Raw genomic sequence first — 16,069 nt, 5'->3', positions numbered from 1 at the left:
AGCCCGGTAGGCTGCACCCCTATTCTGTTCACCATGTGAAAGGACGCCCGTGGAACGACTTACTCCGGGAACCCCCGCACCCCAGTTCACCCTGCCCGCTGCAGGAGGTGGCACCGTCTCCCTGGCCGACTACGCAGGGCAGAAGGTGATCGTCTACTTCTACCCCAAGGCCTCCACCCCCGGCTGCACCACCCAGGCCTGCGATTTTAGAGACAACCTAGCCTCGCTCACCTCGCACGGCTACGCCGTCCTGGGTATCTCACCCGACAGCGTCAAGGCCCTCGATACTTTCACCGAGAACCAGGAGCTCACCTTCCCCCTGCTCTCCGATGAAGACCACGCGGTTGCGGAAGCCTACGGGGCCTGGGGCGAAAAGAAAAACTACGGCAAGACCTATGTGGGCCTGATCCGTTCCACCCTCGTCATCGACGAGAAGGGAATGATTGAGGTCGCCCAGTACAACGTCCGCGCTAAGGGCCATGTTGCCAAGCTCCGCCGAGACCTAGGTATCGACTCCTAGGGGCGGCCGTATTTAGCAAAACCTCTCAAGGTGTTGTAGCATAGACACTGTTGTGCTGACAGCACCGCATGCGCGAGTGGTGAAATTGGCAGACACGCAGGATTTAGGTTCCTGTGCCTTACGGCGTGAGGGTTCAAGTCCCTCCTCGCGCACACTGACGAAACACCCGTTCAGCCCGGTTTATCCATGGTTGGACGGGTTTTTTGATAACCAGAACCTGGCGGCCACAGCCTAGGCCAACGAGCCTCAGAACGAAGGGGATTCTCTCATGGCAGCACCAGCCCTCACCCGTCGCACCCTGCTTCACTACGGTTCCCTGCTGACCGCCGGCCTAGCCCTTTCCGCCTGTTCAACCTCCACCGGGGCCGACCCCGCGGCGTCCGCCTCCGCCACCGAGAGTGCAGGTCCCACCTTCCGTTTTGCCCAGGGCGCGCAAGTACTCACCCTTGACCCAGCAGCGACCTACCGGGTAGAAAGCCACCGCATCAGCGCCCAAATTCTAGAACCTCTAGTTCGATCTGATGTCAACACCGGTGAGCCCGCCCCTTCTCTTGCAACCAGCTGGGAGACTAGCGAGGACGGTCTCACCTACACCTTTAATCTGGTTGAGAATGCCACCTTTAGCGATGGCACCCCGTTGACAGCCAGTAGCATACTGGCCAATATCGAGCGTTGGTCTACTCTGGGAAAAACTGCTCTCACCCGTATGACTCAGCCTTTTCATCAGCTCTTTGGTAGCGCTAAAGCCGCAGACGGCAACGAGATTAAGCCCCTGGTGACCGCCTGGTCGGCACCTACAGATACTAGCCTTGACATCGTTCTCAGCCGACCTTCTCGCAGTTTTCTCAAGGCCCTGAGCCAGCCAGCCTACGGGGTTGTTCTACCCAGCAGTATCGGGGCGGACGGCTACCTCACCAGCTCCCCCGTAGGCACCGGTGCCTTTACGCTGAGCTCCTGGGATGGCAGCACTGCCGTCCTCACCCGCAATAGCTCCTACCGGGGCCAGGCCCCCGACCTTGGCACCATCGAATTCCTCACCATCCCCGATGCCGAAAAGCGCTACTACAACCTGCTCGAAGGCAGCATCGACGCCTACGACCAGGTGGCCCTCAAGGACTACGTCCCATTGGCCCTGGACGGGTATGCGGTGCAGTCCCGCGACCCCTACGCAATTGCCTATATCGGTATCAACCTCTCCCACCCGGCCTTCGACGATGCCCGGGTGCGCCAGGCCCTAGCCCGCGCCATCGACAGGGCCGCTATCGTCGAGGCCTACTACCCCCAGGGCACCAACACCGCGCCCGACTTCATCCCCGCCCTCTTCCAGATGAAGAAAGAGGACATGGCGCAGGTCTATACCTATAACCTCACCCGCGCCCAGGAACTCCTGCGCGCCAGCACCTACGCCAACCAGGCCATTGATTTCTACTACCCGGTCAATCTCTCCCTGCCTTCCCTACCCTCGCCCGAAGGTATCTACTCGCTGATTTCGGCAAACCTGGTTGAGGCAGGCTTCAACATCGTGCCCAAACCCTACCGCTGGTCGGACGCCGGTACCGAGGACGTACCCACCGCCCACCCCGACTACGGGTTAGAACTGACCGGCTTTATCGGAGCCTTCCGCGACCCCACCACCTTTCTAGGGCATGTACTGACGCCGGCAGCGTCCGCCCCCACCACCATCAGCGAACCCAACCCGAGCACAAGCGCCAGTGCCAGCCCCTCCCCCACTTCCACAGCAGCAGCTGCCGAACCGACCAAGGCTACTGCCAGCTACGCCAGTATCCGCCAGGCTATCGACGAGGCTGATACCCGCACCGATATCGCCGAATGGCGGGAAGCCTACAAGGACATCAATAACCAGGTAGCCAACCTGCTATCTGCAATTCCTCTGGCCTACCCTGTCTCGGGCGTTACCCAGGGCCAGAGGGTGCGCACCTACACGGTGAGCGCCACCTGCATCGATGATTTCTCCACCGTGCACATCGACGACTAGCCCACCGCGGGCGTCCGCAAAAGTGCGTCAAAGAACCGTACGTGTTAGGTACGTCGCCCTATCTGTACTACGCTAAAGATGAGAACGGGGCCGAGCGGCTCCACCCCAGCCGGTGTCCAGCGTCGGGCACCACAGTCTTAGAGTGACGGAGTGTCAATCACGTGGCAAACGAAGTACAGACCGATGTCGTCCTAGTGGGCGGCGGTATTATGAGCGCAACCCTGGGCGTCCTACTCAAGGAAGTAGAGCCCACCTGGAATATCACCCTGCTGGAGCGTCTGGATCAGGTAGCCCAGGAGTCATCTAACCCCTGGAACAATGCTGGTACCGGCCACTCAGCGCTCTGCGAACTCAACTACGCCCCGGCAGGCCCCGACGGCACCGTAGACCCGGCTAAGGCGCTGGGTATTAACGAGCAGTTCCAGGTTTCCCGCCAGCTCTGGGCCTCCCTGGTTGAAGAGGGCAAGATCAAGGACGCCAGCTTCATCAACCCCGTACCCCACATGTCCCTGGTCTTCGGTGAAGACCATGTGCGCTACCTGGGCAAGCGTTTTGAGGCCTTCGAGAACCAGAAGCTCTTTGAGCGCATGAAGTTCTCAACCGATTTTGACCAGATTCGCCAGTGGGCTCCCCTGGCCGTTGAGGGCCGCGACCCCAACCAGAAGATTGCCGCCACCTGGTCACCCGAGGGCACCGACGTAGACTTCGGCAACCTCACCCAGCAGATGGTGGACTACCTGGTAGAGCAGGGCGTCACCGTCCAGTACGGCCAGCAGGTCACCAACCTCGAGCAGCAGAGTGACGGCAGCTGGCTGGTCAAGGTCAAGAACCGCCTGAACTCCGAGCACAGCCAGACCATTCGTGCCAAGTTTGTCTTCCTGGGTGCCGGTGGCGGTGCCCTCAACCTGCTGCAGAAGTCAGGTATTAAGGAAGGCAAGGGCTTCGGCGGCTTCCCCGTCTCGGGCCTCTTCTTCCGCAACACCAACGAAGAAACCGCTCTCAAGCACAATGCCAAGGTCTACGGTCAGGCTTCGGTGGGTGCCCCGCCCATGTCTGTGCCCCACCTCGACACCCGCTACGTGAACGGCAAACGCTCCCTGCTCTTTGGCCCCTACGCTGGCTTTAAGACCAACTTCCTTAAGCAGGGCTCCCTGCTCGACCTGCCCCTCTCCCTGCGTCCGGACAACCTGGTCCCCATGATTCGCGCAGGCCTGGACAACGTAGATCTCACCAAATACCTCATCGGTGAACTGCTCAAGAACCGCGACGAGCGTGTAGCTTCTCTGCGTGAGTACTACCCCACCGCGGTAGCGGATGAGTGGGAGCTCATCACCGCCGGTCAGCGCGTGCAGGTTATTAAGAAGGACGCCAAGAAGGGCGGCGTGCTACAGTTCGGCACCGAGCTCATCGCATCGGGAGATGGCTCCATCGCGGCCCTGCTCGGTGCCTCCCCCGGCGCCTCAACCGCCGCCCCCATCATGCTGACCCTGTTGGCCCGTTGCTTCCCCGCCAAGATAAACCAGTGGGAACCCCGCATCAAGGAACTGGTGCCCGGCTACGGCGTCAAGCTCAACGACAACCACGACCTGGCTGATGAGCTCTTTGCCCACACCGCTAAGGTGCTGGGTATCGATAACTAGCCCACCGGCGTCCGCCCACTACCGTGTGGGCTACCCTGTCTCATAGCTGCCCCGGCATCATGCGCCGGGGCAGCTACTGTTTTATCACGAAGCAGACGCTCAGCCAGCTCAAAGGTTTATCATGCTACTGATAAGATGTTTACTGATTAAATCACCGCATGCCCTAAGGACGACACCATGGCTCTCAAAGAACAAACCATTAGCCGGGCCGTTACAGAGGACGCCCACAAAGAGGCTCCCAAGCCCGCCAAGCTCTCAGATATGAGCGGCTCTAGCTGGAAGTACATCTTCAAGCGCGCCCTGAGCGAATTCACCAACGACGGCTGCACCGATCTGGCCGCCGCCCTGACCTACTTCACGGTGCTCTCTATCTTCCCAGGCCTACTGGCTGTGGTCTCCCTGCTGGGTGTCTTTGGGCAGGGCCAGCAGACCACCAACGCGATTCTCAACTTCCTTGAAGACTACGCCCCGGCTGAAATGCTGACCCTGCTGGAAGAGCCCATCACCCAGCTCACCAGCTCAAACGCCGCAGGTCTGGCCCTGGTCACCGGTGTGGTCGGCGCCCTCTGGACTGCCTCAGGCTATATCGGCGCCTTTGGCCGTGCCATGAACAAGATCTACGGTGTAGTAGAGGGTCGCCCCATCTGGAAGCTGCGCCCCTTCAACCTGCTGGTCACCGCTGCCATGGTACTGATTGTTGTTGCCATGATGCTGGTACTGCTGTCCTCCGAGGACGTGCTGACCACCCTGCAGAACGCCGTGCCCGCTATCGAACTCGGCGGCTTCATCGGCGTATGGATGTGGCTGCGCTACCCCATCATGCTGGTTCTGGCCGTTGTGCTCATTAGCCTGCTCTACTTCGCCACCCCCAACGTCAAGCAGCCCAAGTTCCGCTTCCTCACCCCCGGCGCCGCTATTGCCCTGGTCGTGATGGCTATTGCTGGTCTGGGCTTCACCTTCTACGTCTCGAACTTCGGCTCCTACAATGCCACCTACGGCCTGATCGGTGGCGTTATCGTGATGCTGCTGTTTATCTGGATTATGAACAATGTGCTGCTGCTCGGCGCCCAGATTGACGCTGAGATTCAGCGCGGCCGCGAGCTGCAGGCAGGCATCAAGGCCGAGGACGAGCTTCAGCTGCCCCCTCGCGATGACACCATGGCGATCAAGCAGCAGGAGAAGAAGGAAAACCTCATCGAAGAGGGCCGCAAGATTCGCCTGGCCCATAACGGTGTTGATTTCCAGCAGATGGCCGAGAAGCAGGAGAAGAAGGACTCCGAGTAGGCCCTATGTGCGAGCCCTGTCTTTCGGTCGAGATTTACTGTGCCCCCGTTGCTGGGGCGGACGCTCCGCCCCGGCTTCTTGAGGGCCAGCAGGTGGTGGCGGTGCACGGTTTTGCCTCCACCCCCGAGGTGACCTGGGAACGGACCGGTTGGGTGCGGCAGTTGCAGCGGGCAGGGGCAGATGTCCATCTGGTCACCCTGCCCTATCACCGGCTCGAAGAAGCAGGGCACGAAGGGGCAGGAAAGTCTAGCGGGCAGATAGCCGTCACCTGGCAGCAAGAAGGGCTAGTGACTTCCCTGGGCACAGCCCTTGGCCAGGCTCTGGCAGATGTAGATACACCGGTTCATCTGCTGGGCTATTCTCTGGGCGCCCGCATCTGCTGGCAGGTAGCGCTCAGCTCCCCGCACCTGGTACAGAGCCTGACGCTCGGAGGCCTGCCCCTAGCAACCCACCTCGATGAGGTGCAGTCCTATCTATCGGCGCCTTCCGCCGCCCCCGGCACCTCCCTACCAGAGGGGCTCCAGGCCGTCCTCGATACCAGCCCCCTGCCCCGCGCTGCGCTGGCCGCTTTTACAGCCCAGCCGGTTGAGCCTTTCACACCGAACAAACTACCTGCCTGCCCCACCCTCCTCTTTGCCGGCAGCGACGATACCCTAGCCACCGGACTTCCTGCCCTTGCCGCGGCGCTGCCGCACCCGGCGTCCGCCTATCTCGAGCTAGTGGGCCGCGACCATATTAGTGCCCTGACCAGCGGGCAAGCCCGTCGGGCATCCGCTGACTTCATGGCCCGTCATGCGGTCTCACGAGCTGGCAGCGAGCCGGACCACACGGTAGCGTAGAGAGTAGCAGCAGGTAGCTACCTGCCGATATTTTTCCCCTCCCGCTATCGAAGGAGCCCCATGCACAAGGTCAAGGCCGTCGTCTCTCTGGCCAAGGATCAGCCCGTTGAAGTTGTTACCATCAATGTGCCCAACCCCATCAAGGGCGAGGCCCTAGTGAAGGTGCTCACCTGCGGTGTCTGCCAGACCGACCACCACTACGTCCAGGGCGGGGTCGGCAACGACTACCCCTACCTGCTGGGTCACGAGTCAGCCGGCATCGTCGAGGCGGTGGGCGAGGGCGTCACCAACGTCGCCCCCGGCGACCTGGTCATTCTCAACTGGCGGGCTGTCTGCGGCGAGTGCCGGGCCTGTAAGAAGGGCAAGCCCCAGTACTGCTTCGCCACCCATAACGCTACCCAGAAGATGACCCTTGAGGACGGCACCGAGCTCTCCCCCGCTCTGGGTATCGGCTCCTTTGCCGAGAAGACCCTGGTGGCAGCCGGCCAGTGCACCAAGATTGATGCTGAGCTGACCGAAGACCAGTACGCCGCTATCGGCCTGCTGGGCTGCGGCGTCACCGCCGGTCTGGGCGCTGTGCTCAACACCGGTGAAGTAGCCCGCGGCGAGTCAGTTGCCGTCATCGGCTGCGGCGGTGTAGGTACTGCCGCTGTTGCCGGCGCCAAGCTGGGCGGGGCAACCACCATCATCGCCGTTGATATTGACGACGAAAAGCTGGCCCGAGCCAAGGAGCACGGCGCTACCCATGTGATCAACTCTAAAAACCAGGACCCGGTAGCCGCTATCAAGGAGCTCACCGACGGCTTCGGCGCCGACCTGGTTATTGACGCTGTGGGCGTTGAAGCCACTTTCAAGCAGGCCTTCGAGGCCCGTGACCTGGCCGGACGCGTCGTTCTGGTAGGCGTGCCCGCCCCCGGCACCACCTGGCAGGCTCCCCTCGATGAGGTCTTCGGGCGCGGCGGCTCCATCAAGTCAGCCTGGTACGGCGATACCCTGCCCTCCCGCGACTTCCCCATGTTCGTGCAGCACTACCAGCTGGGCAACCTCGACCTGGACGGCTTCGTCTCAGAACGCATCAGCCTTGACCAGGTCAACGAGGCTTTCGAAACCATGAAGACCGGCAAGGTTCTACGCTCGGTCGTTGAGCTCTAGGAGTTATCACCATGACAGAACGCATTGAACGAGTTGTCACCTCCGGCACCTTCTCCCTGGACGGGGGCACATGGGACGTCGATAACAACGTCTGGATTATCGGCAACGACACTTCCGTGGTCATCATCGACCCCGCCCACGACGTCGATAAGATTTCAGCCAAGGTTGCAGGGCGCACCGTCGAGAAAATCCTGCTGACCCACGCCCACGACGACCACATCCGCTCAGCCAAGGAAGCCGCCGACCGCTTCGAGGCCCCGGTCTACCTCAACCCGGCAGACCGTCCGCTCTGGGAGATGGTCTACCCCTCCTGGGACTTCGACCAAGACCTGGCAGAGGGCGATACCATTACCATCGGCTCCACCGAGCTGAACGTCCTGGCAACCCCGGGCCACTCCCCCGGCTCCGTCTGCTTCTACGCCCCCACCCTCTCCTGGGAGAACTCAGAGGGCGTGCTCTTCTCGGGCGATACCCTCTTCAATGGAGGGCCCGGCGCCACCGGCCGCTCTTTCTCCAGCTTCGAGACCATCATCGAGTCAATCTCAACCAAGCTCTTGACCCTGCCCGAATCCACCGCTGTGCTCACCGGCCACGGGGACTCCACCGGCATCGGCCTAGAAGCCCCCGAACTCGAGAACTGGATTAAGCGCGGCCACTAGCCGCGAGGGCGTCCGCTCCCTCAACCTATACCAAGGGGCCCTACCGTCAGCTGACGGTAGGGCCCCTTGTGCTTGGAGTGATGAGAGGACGCGCTAGGGCAGCAGGGCCAGGCGCTCCTCGTAGGTGCGACGCCACAAGAACCCGTAGAGATGTCCCAGGCAGAAGTAGATCGCAGCGGCGATGAGAGGAATAATCAGGGCCACCTGGTAGCTGTAGGAGCCGCTCAAATCGGCTGCCCACACGCACCCCACCGCGATACCGCCCAGGGAACAGGCCTGCAGGGTAGAAAGAGCCAGATCCAGGTTCTTACGCACCGAGAGGCTGGTGGCCACCGAGTCCATGGTGACCAGGCAAATACCGTAGGCAAGACCCACGCTAATCAGAGGAATCACCATACCCATAGCTGAGGTGGGCAAAGACAGGGTCATGGCGGTGAGGGTCAGGCATACCCCGCTCACCAGCCAGGCCCCCCACCCGAACATGGGCAGACGTTCAAAGAGCACAAACAGGGCAGAGATAACCGCGCACAGACCGAGTAGGGCGATCAGGAAGCCGGTGACGCCTATCTGGTCGGTTGAAATGGCGTAGGCCACGATAGCTGCCTGGGTCGCGCCCAGGGATAGGCCCAAGCAGATGGTGCCTAGCTGGGGTATCCAGAGCAGGGAGCGGCTTACACCCCGCAGGGGCTTGCGGCGGTTGCCCCCGCTGACGTCACGGGTCTCAACCGGTAGGTTTTCCGGGCGCCACAGCAGCATAAGCAGGCCCAGAACATCGAGCACAATCACCGCGAAGAGGGCTGACTGGGCCGTCAAAAAGACCGTGGTGATACCGGCAATCACGGCCCCGGCGGGTAGGGCGATGACGTCGAACATGGTTTCAAGCGAAATGGACGCGTTGAGCTTACGGCGGTCCTTGGTGGTGAGGTACTCGGCGCTCCAGTAGCTTCGCATCACCGCCCCCAGCGGCACGGTGGTCACGCCCGTCACCGCGCAGGCTGCGAGGAAGCGGCCGATAGACCCGCTACTGGTCTCAGCAAAGCGCAGGGATTCCAGCATCAGCCACATCAGGGCCAGAATATTGAGCACGGTAACAGCGAAGAAGATTCTTCGCTGGCCCCAGCGCTCAGAGATAGACCGATAGACCGGCACCATGAGAGCCGCGCTCAACCCCACCGTACCGGCGGCGTACCCGCCGAGAGTGGCCTCATTGTTCTGCACAGCCAGCATCATCATCACCGCCAGCATCACCATAGCCGCGGGCAGGCGCATGAGCAGGGAGAAGAAGAGGAAGCGCCAGCCGTGGGCCAGCAGCAGATCGCGAATACGGGTGCGGGCGTACTCGGTTGAAACACGCAGGCGAGTGACGCTCTCCCGCAGGTTATTCCGCAGGTCAGGGCTACTGGGCCGCTGGCGGTCGCGCCGGTAGCCCAGCCCCGTGCGGGGAGAAGAGCTGCGATTCTTGGGGTTACGGTGGGGGCTCACGCTGCTCCTGCATCTGCGACCAGGGAGGACCCCTGGGGCGAGCTTGTAAGGACGATGTGCTTGTTAATGCGGTTCTTCATCTCGGCCACATGCGAGATAAGGCCGATGACCCGCCCGCGCTCACGCAGGGAGTCGATGGTGGTCATAACCTCTTCGAGGGTCTCATCATCGAGAGAGCCAAAGCCTTCGTCAACGAAGAGGGTGTCGATGTCGATACCGCCGTTGGCCTGCTGCACGACGTCGGCAAGACCCAGTGCCAGGGCCAGGGATGCCATGAAGGTTTCACCGCCCGAGAGGCTTTCGGGGCGGCGGCTGGCGTTGTGCCAGGCATCAAAGATATCGATGGCCAGGCCGGATTTCTTGTTGCGTCCCTCTGCCCGGTCGGTGTGTTCCAGACGGTAGCGGCCGTGGGTCATTTTTTCGAGGTGCTCGCTGGCTGCCTCGGCGACCTCGGCGAGCTGGTAGGCCAGCACGTAGGACGTCAGCGTCATGTGCAGGCGGTTATCGCTGCCGGGGGCCGCTGTGGCGGTCGCTGCGAGTTCATGTTTGAGGTGGGCGTCTTCGAGTAGCAGGCGGCTCTTTTCTAGGGTTGCTTCGAGTAGGCTCAGCACCTCGTGCAGCTCCTCGCGGGCACCTGTCAGGCGGGTGGTATGGCTAATGAAGCTATCGCGCTGGGCGCTGAGCTGGGCGATAGCTGCCTTGAGCTGGGCTAGCTGTTCGGGGGCAGGGGGTTGGCCGCCGTCCGCCTGGAGCTGGGCGATAGCTGCCAGAGCGGGGCTAGTGAGCTGGGCTGTGACTGCCAGGGTGCGGTCGCGGTGGGTGGTGATCTGTTGCTCTAGCTGGCCGACCTGGGCCTTGGTGAGTAGCTGGGTTTTTACCTGCTGGGCGTCCTTGAACTGGGCTTCTTGTAGGGCCTTGTTCAGTTCTTCCTGGGCGGACGCCTGGGCTTGGGCCTGCCGCTCCCGATCGGCGTAGGCGGCGAGCAGGGTGGGCAGCTGCCTGGTCAGCCGGTTGAGGGTGGCGATACGGTCGGCTAGGCCTGGGCCCTGTCGGTGGGGGGCCAGCTCGGCTTCAAGACTTTCTCGCTGGCCGATGAGCTGCTGCAGTTTGGCTTCTTCGCTCGTGTGCTGGCGTTCGGCTTCGGCCAGGTCTGCCCGGCTGGTCTCAAGGGTTTCTTCGGCGGTTGCGATGCGCTGAGCCAGGGCCTTGCGGTGGGCTACCTCAGCCTGGGCCTGGTTGAGGTTCTCCTGGGCAGAGGTCAGGGCTGCCCGGGCTTCTTCGGGTTCGGGGGTGCCCTGCTCTACCAACTGGTCGAGGGTGCTCTGGGCTGCGCTCAGGGCGGCGAGCGCCTGCTGGGCTTTTGCTTCTGCCGCGTCGCGCTGGTGCTTGGCGCGGGTGAGGGCTTCTTCGGTGACGGGTGGGGTGTTCTGGTCGTAGCTGGCGGGGGCGGGGTGGTCTGTGGAGCCGCAGACGCTACAGGGTTGGCCGTCGGTGAGGGCTTCGGCCAAGATTTGGGCGGCTGAGTCAAAGCGCTGGCGCTGTAGGGTTTCGGCCTGGGCGGACGCCTTTCGTCGGCTTTCTTCGGCTACTTGGGAGGCCCGCTGGGCGGCTTCTAGACTGGTGCGGGCCTGGGTCATGCGGTCGGCGGCGGTGACCCGGTCGCGGGCCTGGGCCAGCAGGGCGCGGGCGGCTTCTTCGCGGGCGGTAGCCTGCTCGGTTTTCTCGTAGTCCTGGCGCTGCTGGGTGAGGCTCTGCTGGGCTTCTGCCAGGGCCTGGGTGAGCTGGGTGCGGCGGACGATCAGACCCTGGAGGGTGCTGGTACTGGCCTGTGCCTGAGCGGCCAGGTTGGCGATGTCTTTTTCTGCCTGCTGGTAGCGGGTGAGCTGGTCAATGTGGGCGCTGGCGAGTTCGCTCAGCTGCTGACTGGCCGCGTCGGTGAGGGTGGTTTCGAGTGCGGCCTGGGCTTGCGTGAGTAGGTCGTATTCGAGGGCGGTTTCGGTGAGGTTTTCCCGGGCGGACGCCAGGAGCGTACGGGTGCTGCCCAGGTGGGTTTCTGCCCGCTCTACTGCCTGCTGATAGGCGGTTGCTGCCTGTTCAGCCGCTGTTACCCGAGGCAGAATCTCAGCAGCTACCCTGTGCTCTTCGAGGCGGGTGCGGCTGGCAGCTATCTGGCTCTCTTCATTTGCCAGGGTTTCCTGTTCCTGGGCGAGCTTGAGGAAGGTCTCCCAGTCTTTTTGCAGCTGGGCGGTTTCGGTGTGCTCGTTTGCCAGTGTTTCGAGGTCATGGGCGGTTTTATCCCGCCGCTCTTCTAGACTCTGAATGAGGTCTGCTAGCTGGCTGAGGACCTGGCGCAGGTGGTCGGGAAGGTCCACTACAGGGGCGGGCGCGGAGTCTTCAGAAGCGGAAGAGCTTTCGGTATCTTCGTTTACCTCTTGCCCCAGGGCCCGTTGTGCCTGGTCGGCCCGGGCTGCCTGCTCGGCACGTTCTGCCCGCTGCTCTAGCACCCGCAAATCCTGCTGGGCAGCCTGGGCTGCCGCGGCGGCGTCCTTAGCGTATCGGTGGAGCAGGTCCTGTACCTTCTCGAAGTCCTCGGTGCCGAAGAGTTGCTTGAGCAGCTGCTCCCGCTCCCCGGAGGTAGCAACCAGGAAACGCTGGAACTGCCCCTGGGGTAGCAGCATGACCTGGTTAAACTGTTGGGCGTTGAGGCCCAGCACAGAGAGCATGAAATCGCCGGCGTCCTTGTGGCGGGTGATGGCCGGGTCCGGTTCCCAGCTGCCGGTGGCGGTATCAAACTTCTCAATCAGGGTTTTAGCCTGCTCAGTGATTGTACCCTCACCGCGTTTCTTGGGGCGCTCATAGGCCGGGCTACGGTCGATCCGGTAGCGGTCGGTGCCGATGGTGCAGTCCAGCAGCACCCGGGGCTGCACATGGGGGTCAGCGAAACGGGATTTCAGGTCGGTGCGCCCCGATGAGGTGGAGCCGTAGAGGGCGTAGCAGATGGCATCGAGGATAGATGACTTGCCCGAGCCGGTAGGGCCGTTGAGCAGGAAGATGCCCTCTCGGTTGAGATCGTCAAAGTCGATGGTGACGGTGCCCGGGAAGGGGCCGTAGGCGGTCAGTTCTAGTCGGTGAATTCGCATTTAGTCGCTCGCTCCCCTGGTACGGGCCTGGTCTAGGACGTCGGTGAGATAGGTGGCTTCAGCCTCGTTGAGGGCACGACCGCGCACATGCTCGTAGAAGGACTCGCAGATAGCCTGAACGCTCTGACTCTCGCGGGTGCGGCGGTAGCTGTGCTCTTGGCTTCTCTCAGCGCCTTCGGGAGCGAAGAAAAGTTCCTGGACATGCTCGTAGTGGGCTTTGAGCCTATCGAGGGCAGCGGCTGGGCGCTCAGCGTCGGTCAGGGTAATACTGACAAAAGCCCGGCCGTAGGCCGCCACGGTGCTTTCGGCAAGCACCTCGTCGAGAGTGCCTTTGAGGGTTTTGAGCACAAGGTGGGTCTGCCAGGTATGTTCGTTCACCTCAATAGCGCCGTCAGGGGCTACATCGATGATCCAGGCCCCCTTACGGTGGTTTTGCTCGCTGAAAGAATAGGCCAACAGAGAGCCGGAATACCTGACGGTATCGGTGACCTTCTGCCGCCCGTGCAGATGCCCCAGGGCTGTATAGCTGGCAGCGGCAAAAGTGCTCACCGGCACCTGCTGTACCCCGCCCACCGAGATATCGCGTTCTGACTCTGAAGGCTCTGAACCCGTGGCAAAGCAGTGGGCAAGAACCACCGTGGCGGCAACCTGGCGGGTGGCGGCGTCCTCTTCCACCCTCCTCATGGCTTCAGCCAGCACGCTCGCGTGGCTGGCCTCGGTACCCCAGCGGGCAGCAATCGGGCGCGGCTCTAGGTAGGGTATGCCGTAAAAGGCCACCTCAACGCCCCCGGCAGCCAGCAGGACGGGCTGGCCCACCTGGGTTTGCGAGGTCACCAGGTGCACGCCCGCAACACTCAGCAAAGAAGAGCCAAAGCCCAGGCGAATAGCCGAGTCATGATTACCACTAGTTGCTACCACCTGCGCCCCGGCCTGCACCAGGCGGGTCAGGGTACGGTCAAAAAGCTGCACGGTCTCGGTGCGGGGCTGGGCCTGATCATAGACGTCACCGCTGATCAGCACCACGTCGATGCCCTGTTCCTGAACCAGGTTCACCAGCTCATCGAGCAGCTGCTCGGCATAGGAGTGCAGGGAGGTACCGTGAAAGGTGCGGCCCAGGTGCCAGTCAGAGGTGTGCAAGATACGCATACCACCAGTTTAGTGGTCCCGCTCTTACCCCGCTTTAGAATAGGGAGCATGACTTCTGTTTTTCCTGCCCCCGATGCCCTCTCCCCCGCCTACCGGTCGGCCTTACGCGGCTCCCTGCTGGGTACCGCCCTGGGGGATGCCCTGGGCTACCCCCTAGAGACCAGCACCGTAGAACAGATTGCTGAGCACTGGGGCGGGCGTACAGGAGCCGACCTTATCGCGGCTATCGCTCAGGAACCCCTGCTCGTTTCAGACGACACCCAGCTCACCCTGGCAACCCTCGACGGGCTCACCGAGGTGCTGGAATGGAACAACGAGGGCCAGGCAGCCGATGAGCTGGCCTGTATCTGGCTAGCCTACCTGCGCTGGTACACCGGCACCGGCCACCCGGCACCCGAGACCGCCCCCTATTCCCTTCCCCGCCCCCTCAATGCGCTTCAGGTGATGCACCAGCAGCGCGGCCCGGGCAAGGCAACCCTGGCAGCCCTTGCCACGGGGGAAATGCAGTTTATCTCTAAAAACATCAACCCGCAGGCCCTGGGCACCGGGGCGCTCATGCGCTCTGCCCCCTTCGGTTACCTGCCGGTGGCCGATGACGCTACCGTCATCAAGCTATCCGCCCACGCCGCGGCCCTCACCCACGGTCACCCCGAGGCCATCATCTCTGCGAGCGCCTACGCCCTGCTCATTCGCTATCTGCTGGGTAGCGCCAGCCAGGGCGCCGCGCAGGCTCCCCGCCCCGGTGTGCTTGAAGCATGCACCCAGCAGGTGCTGAACTGGCTAGGTACGGTGGAAAAAAGCCAGGCCCTACCCGGCGATGCCGCACTCACCCGCACGGCGCTGGGCACCGCCGTCCGCCTGGCTCAGCACGAGGCGCAGGTGGCGGACGCCCGCCCCCACTTCGGCAAACTCCTGGTAGCCCCCGATGTGCTCGGCTACGCCCTCTTCCTAGTCCTGCGGGCAGAGGCGGATGTCGCTGCGGAGAAGCTGAGCCAGCAGCAGGCAGTGAGGGAGGCCCTGGGGGCGGCAATTGCTGTCACCGGCGATTCAGATTCAATCGGGGCTCTGGTCGGCTCCCTGCTCGGGGCGCTCTGGGGCGACGATACTTTCCCGGCAGACCTCGCCCCTGCTACCGACGCCGCAGAAGCCCTGAACCTGGTTGAGGTAGCCTGGTTCAAGCAGCTTGGGGTGTAGGTAAGGGCAGGCAGGCTCGCAGCGAAACTGCTGGCTGCGGGGCTGGCGTGAATCGCTTGTGAGCGCTAGCGAACCAGCGAGAGGGTCGGCAGTGAGCGTGAGCCTGCCTGCCCTTCTTTCGCTAGGGTTCCTAAGCTGCAAGCACCTCTGTGCGGTGGTCCAGGTACCATTCGTCAGCGCGTTCCACGGCCAGGCGTTGGATAGCTCCGCCCATGCCGTTGCGCATGGTGTAGGCCAGGGACTGCAGCGGTAGCAGGCGGGCCACTATTTTGGCGCGTTCCAGCTGGGTTTCATCGAGCGCTTTAGAGAGGGAATCCCAGCCGTAGAAGTTACCCAGGGCGGCATGGTCAACGGCTGCATCCCCTACAGAGGCGTGATCCCAGTCGATAACACCGGCCAGTTTGTCGCCGTTCCAGAGAATATTGTGGCCGGCTAGATCACCGTGGATCAGCACAGGTGGGGCGGGTTCAAGTTCTAGAACCCGGTCGATAGCGGCGTGGGCTACCTTCTGGGCACCGGTCAGGAGCTGGGGCACCACCTGCTCGCGTAGGAGCACCTCCCAGTTATCGCGCCCGCCCCAGTGCTCGTGCACCATATCGAGGTAGGGCCCGTAGCCGCTGTAGTCAACAGAGTGAATGGCCCTAACCAGATTGGCCAGCTGTTTGGGCGGGGCCGCCCCCTGTAGGCGGGGTTCACCCTTGATCCAGGTTAGCCCTACAGCGGTAAAACCGTTACGGGTAATAACCCGGGTGATGGGCCGGGATACCGCAAAGGGAAGGTCCTGGGGTAGCCGCCGCAGGATCTCGGTGCGGCGGGCTACCAGGTGCCCGGTCTGCTGGGTTTTGGCGATACGCACACTCAGCTCCGCCCCCATGTTCACGATAATGTGGGCAGAGCCGGTGGTTCTAACGTCCCAGCGGTCGCGGGGAATGTTCAAACCGGCTTGCTCCATCACCGCCGTGACCACGGGAAGAGCCTTCATCTGTTCAATGAGTGTAAGGTGCGCTGCCATAGGGT

12 protein-coding genes and 1 tRNA gene are annotated in these 16,069 nt (G+C 62.5%); 9 read left to right on the top strand and 4 right to left on the bottom strand.

Annotated features, from left to right (window positions below):
- The first annotated feature begins 49 nt into the window (after nucleotides 1–49).
- From bcp to L6963_RS01525, 8 genes are all read left to right on the top strand, one after another.
- Nucleotides 50–520 (top strand): thioredoxin-dependent thiol peroxidase, encoded by a 471-nt coding sequence (gene bcp / locus L6963_RS01560; RefSeq protein WP_237206371.1) that lies wholly within the window; start codon nucleotides 50–52, stop codon nucleotides 518–520.
- 70 nt (nucleotides 521–590) lie between these two features.
- Nucleotides 591–672: transfer RNA gene (locus L6963_RS01555), tRNA-Leu, on the top strand.
- Between the two features lie 116 nt (nucleotides 673–788).
- The gene (locus tag L6963_RS01550) at nucleotides 789–2,516 is read left to right on the top strand and encodes an ABC transporter substrate-binding protein (protein WP_237206370.1); all 1,728 of its coding nucleotides are present in this window, start codon (nucleotides 789–791) and stop codon (nucleotides 2,514–2,516) included.
- A 161-nt stretch (nucleotides 2,517–2,677) separates the two neighbouring features.
- The gene (locus L6963_RS01545; RefSeq protein WP_272878929.1) at nucleotides 2,678–4,156 is read left to right on the top strand and encodes a malate:quinone oxidoreductase; all 1,479 of its coding nucleotides are present in this window, start codon (nucleotides 2,678–2,680) and stop codon (nucleotides 4,154–4,156) included.
- A gap of 177 nt (nucleotides 4,157–4,333) precedes the next feature.
- Nucleotides 4,334–5,440, top strand: coding sequence for a YihY/virulence factor BrkB family protein (locus L6963_RS01540; protein ID WP_237206369.1), 1,107 nt, complete (start codon nucleotides 4,334–4,336; stop codon nucleotides 5,438–5,440).
- Between the two features lie 5 nt (nucleotides 5,441–5,445).
- Nucleotides 5,446–6,279: an alpha/beta fold hydrolase gene (locus L6963_RS01535; protein ID WP_237206368.1), complete on the top strand. Its 834-nt coding sequence runs from the start codon at nucleotides 5,446–5,448 to the stop codon at nucleotides 6,277–6,279.
- A gap of 60 nt (nucleotides 6,280–6,339) precedes the next feature.
- The gene (locus L6963_RS01530; RefSeq protein WP_237206367.1) at nucleotides 6,340–7,431 is read left to right on the top strand and encodes an S-(hydroxymethyl)mycothiol dehydrogenase; all 1,092 of its coding nucleotides are present in this window, start codon (nucleotides 6,340–6,342) and stop codon (nucleotides 7,429–7,431) included.
- An 11-nt stretch (nucleotides 7,432–7,442) separates the two neighbouring features.
- The gene (locus tag L6963_RS01525; RefSeq protein ID WP_237206366.1) at nucleotides 7,443–8,090 is read left to right on the top strand and encodes an MBL fold metallo-hydrolase; all 648 of its coding nucleotides are present in this window, start codon (nucleotides 7,443–7,445) and stop codon (nucleotides 8,088–8,090) included.
- Between the two features lie 93 nt (nucleotides 8,091–8,183).
- On the opposite strand, the gene L6963_RS01520 is transcribed toward L6963_RS01525, so the two are convergent.
- From L6963_RS01520 to L6963_RS01510, 3 genes are read right to left on the bottom strand one after another with little or no spacing between them, the layout of a single operon-like run.
- Complete coding sequence (locus tag L6963_RS01520; protein WP_237206365.1) at nucleotides 8,184–9,572, bottom strand: MFS transporter; 1,389 nt, start codon at nucleotides 9,570–9,572, stop codon at nucleotides 8,184–8,186.
- Entirely contained in the window at nucleotides 9,569–12,712 is a 3,144-nt protein-coding gene (locus tag L6963_RS01515) for an AAA family ATPase (protein ID WP_237206364.1), read from the bottom strand. The genes L6963_RS01520 and L6963_RS01515 overlap by 4 nt, the downstream gene beginning before the upstream one ends.
- Nucleotides 12,713–13,858, bottom strand: coding sequence for an exonuclease SbcCD subunit D (locus L6963_RS01510; protein WP_237206363.1), 1,146 nt, complete (start codon nucleotides 13,856–13,858; stop codon nucleotides 12,713–12,715).
- Nucleotides 13,859–13,906: 48 nt separating this feature from the next.
- Between L6963_RS01510 and L6963_RS01505 the strand changes: the two genes are divergently transcribed.
- Nucleotides 13,907–15,052 (top strand): ADP-ribosylglycohydrolase family protein, encoded by a 1,146-nt coding sequence (locus tag L6963_RS01505; protein ID WP_237206362.1) that lies wholly within the window; start codon nucleotides 13,907–13,909, stop codon nucleotides 15,050–15,052.
- 130 nt (nucleotides 15,053–15,182) lie between these two features.
- Here L6963_RS01505 and L6963_RS01500 read toward each other — a convergent pair whose 3' ends face one another.
- The gene (locus L6963_RS01500; RefSeq protein WP_237206361.1) at nucleotides 15,183–16,064 is read right to left on the bottom strand and encodes a phosphotransferase; all 882 of its coding nucleotides are present in this window, start codon (nucleotides 16,062–16,064) and stop codon (nucleotides 15,183–15,185) included.
- Between the last annotated feature and the right edge of the window lie 5 nt (nucleotides 16,065–16,069).

Source organism: Rothia nasimurium, assembly GCF_928392795.1.
Lineage (GTDB): Bacteria > Actinomycetota > Actinomycetes > Actinomycetales > Micrococcaceae > Rothia > Rothia nasimurium_F.
Note: the sequence above shows the minus strand (reverse complement) of the source record. Positions and strands in the feature narration are given on the sequence as shown.

Coding starts and splice junctions, on each gene's coding strand:
- L6963_RS01550 (WP_237206370.1), top strand. CDS start 789: ATGGCAGCACCAGCCCTCACCCGTCGCACCCTGCTTCACTACGGTTCC.
- L6963_RS01540 (WP_237206369.1), top strand. CDS start 4,334: ATGGCTCTCAAAGAACAAACCATTAGCCGGGCCGTTACAGAGGACGCC.
- L6963_RS01535 (WP_237206368.1), top strand. CDS start 5,446: ATGTGCGAGCCCTGTCTTTCGGTCGAGATTTACTGTGCCCCCGTTGCT.
- L6963_RS01530 (WP_237206367.1), top strand. CDS start 6,340: ATGCACAAGGTCAAGGCCGTCGTCTCTCTGGCCAAGGATCAGCCCGTT.
- L6963_RS01525 (WP_237206366.1), top strand. CDS start 7,443: ATGACAGAACGCATTGAACGAGTTGTCACCTCCGGCACCTTCTCCCTG.
- L6963_RS01515 (WP_237206364.1), bottom strand. CDS start 12,712: ATGCGAATTCACCGACTAGAACTGACCGCCTACGGCCCCTTCCCGGGC.
- L6963_RS01510 (WP_237206363.1), bottom strand. CDS start 13,858: ATGCGTATCTTGCACACCTCTGACTGGCACCTGGGCCGCACCTTTCAC.
- L6963_RS01505 (WP_237206362.1), top strand. CDS start 13,907: ATGACTTCTGTTTTTCCTGCCCCCGATGCCCTCTCCCCCGCCTACCGG.
- L6963_RS01500 (WP_237206361.1), bottom strand. CDS start 16,064: ATGGCAGCGCACCTTACACTCATTGAACAGATGAAGGCTCTTCCCGTG.